General features: G+C 71.5%; 2 protein-coding genes. One reads left to right on the top strand and one right to left on the bottom strand.

From position 1 onward, the window contains the following. Positions 1-121: 121 nt before the first annotated feature. Complete coding sequence (locus BN12_RS23275; RefSeq protein WP_048554350.1) at positions 122-787, bottom strand: GntR family transcriptional regulator; 666 nt, start codon at positions 785-787, stop codon at positions 122-124. 127 nt (positions 788-914) lie between these two features. Between BN12_RS23275 and BN12_RS23270 the strand changes: the two genes are divergently transcribed. Continuing rightward, positions 915-2,309, top strand: coding sequence for an L-serine ammonia-lyase (locus BN12_RS23270; protein ID WP_048554352.1), 1,395 nt, complete (start codon positions 915-917; stop codon positions 2,307-2,309). Positions 2,310-2,396 lie beyond the last annotated feature (87 nt).

The raw sequence follows: 2,396 nt of genomic DNA, 5'->3' as shown, positions 1-2,396 counted from the left end.
TTGCCGAAGCGTTCCAGCCACGGAAAGCTCACACCTGCCGAGGGGGTGCGCCGGCAGGTGCGGGCTTGTCGTGGTTGCCGAAGCGTTCCAGCCACGGAAAGCTCACACCTGCCGAGGGGGGTCAGATGACGGCGCGGACGCCCGCCTCGAAGCCGGTGACGTGCCGGAGCGCCCGGGCCGCCGCCTCGTCGGCGTCGCCGGCGAGGATCGCCTCGATGAGGGGGACGTGCTCGTTGATGTGCTCGGGCACGTCGGGAAGCCGCTCGAGGAAGAGGCAGAACATCCGGGTGGCGAGGTTGTGGTAGCGGACGAGGACGTCCTCGAGGTGCGGGTTGCCCGAGGCCCGGTAGATCGCGCGGTGCACCGCGACGTCGAGACGCATCAGCTCGGTGGGATCCGTCGGCAGCGTCTCGGGCGAGCCGAACCGGTCGACGAGGTCCTGCAGCTCGGCCCGCTGGGCGGAGGTGGCGCGCTCGGCGGCGCGCCGGGCCGCCAGCGGCTCCAGCTGCGCGCGGATGTCGTTGATGGAGGCGAGGTCGGTGATGTCGACGACGGTGGCGAAGGTGCCCCGACGCGGGTATGCGACGACGAGCCGGTCGTCCTCGAGCCGCTTGAGCGCCTCACGGACCGGGGTGCGCCCGACCTGCAGCTCGCCGGCCACCTTCACGTCGTCGATGGGCTCCCCGGGCCGGATCTGCAGCGTGATCAACCGGTCCCGCAGGGTGAGGTAGGCACGCTCGGCGAGGGGCAGGGCGGGATCGACGACCTCCGGCTGGGCGAGGGACATGGCGTCAGGCTAGCACTGGCATACATCAGATATCCGCTGCGAACGATGAGGGCGGAAAGCCGCATACGACTGATATATTAGAGGCCCTACGGCGGTTCCGCCAGCGACGCGAGATAGGTGTTCCACGGTGACGGTGAGCGTCTTCGATCTGTTCAAGGTCGGTATCGGCCCGTCGAGCTCGCACACGGTCGGCCCGATGCGCGCCGCCTACCTCTTCGGGACTCGGCTCGCCGACGAGGGCCTGCTCCCGCGGACCGCCCGGGTGCGCTGCGAGCTCTTCGGCTCGCTCGGCGCGACCGGCCACGGGCACGGCAGCGTCAAGGCCGTCGTCCTCGGGCTGCAGGGCGAGCAGCCGCACCTCGTCGACCCCGTCGCCGCCGACCCGTCGGTCCAAGCCGTCCGCGACGACGGGATGCTGCGGCTGGCCGGGCGTCGGCCGATCCGGTTCTCCGTCGACGACGACATCGTCCTGCACCGCCGCAAGCGGCTGGAGTTCCACACCAACGGCATGGTCTTCGAGGCCTTCGACGAGGACGGATCCGTCCTGGAGCGGCGCGAGTACTACTCGGTGGGCGGCGGCTTCGTCCTCGACGAGGACGAGGCGGGGAGCCCCGTGCTCGTCGCCGACCCGACCCCCGTGCCGTATCCGTTCCACAGCGGCGGCGACCTGCTGCGGATGGCCGGCGAGACCGGTCTGCGGATCAGCGACCTCATGCTGGCCAACGAGCAGGTGTGGCGCAGCGAGAGCGAGATCCGCGCCGGTCTGCTCCACATCTGGGAGGTCATGCAGGAGTGCGTCGAGCGCGGCACCCGGGCCACCGGGGTGCTCCCCGGCGGTCTGCAGGTCCGCCGCCGGGCCGCCGACCTGCGCACCCGGCTCGAGACGACGGCCGACGAGCACGACGCGCTCCGCGCGATGGAATGGGTCACCCTGTATGCCTTGGCCGTCAACGAGGAGAACGCCGCGGGTGGCCGCGTCGTCACCGCCCCGACGAACGGCGCCGCGGGGATCGTCCCCGCCGTCCTCCACTACTACCGCCGGTTCGTCGACACCTCCACCGAGGACGGCGTGGTCCGGTTCCTCCTCACGGCCGGGGCGATCGGCGCGCTGTTCAAGGAGAACGCCTCGATCTCCGGGGCCGAGGTCGGCTGCCAGGGCGAGGTCGGCTCCGCCTGCTCGATGGCCGCGGCGGGGCTCGCCGAGGTCCTCGGGGCGACGCCCGAGCAGGTGGAGAATGCCGCGGAGATCGGCATCGAGCACAACCTCGGCCTGACCTGCGACCCCATCGGGGGCCTGGTGCAGATCCCGTGCATCGAGCGCAACGCCATCGGATCCGTCAAGGCCATCACCGCGGCCCGGATGGCCCTCCACGGCGACGGCCGGCACCACGTCTCCCTCGACAAGGCGATCAGGACGATGCGGCAGACCGGGGCCGACATGAGCGTCAAGTACAAGGAGACGGCCCGCGGCGGCCTCGCGCTCAACGTCATCGAGCTCCCGCTCAACGTCGTCGAGTGCTGACCCCGCCGCGCTGACCCTCGTTGCGCGCCGACCCTCGCCGTGCGCCGACCCTCGCCGTGCGCCGACCCTCGCCGTGCGCCGACCCTC

Origin of the sequence: Nostocoides japonicum T1-X7, assembly GCF_001046855.1 — a bacterium.
GTDB classification, from domain to species: Bacteria; Actinomycetota; Actinomycetes; order Actinomycetales; family Dermatophilaceae; genus Nostocoides; species Nostocoides japonicum.
The sequence above is the reverse complement of the archived record's forward strand: the minus strand, read 5'-3'. Positions and strand labels throughout refer to the sequence as shown.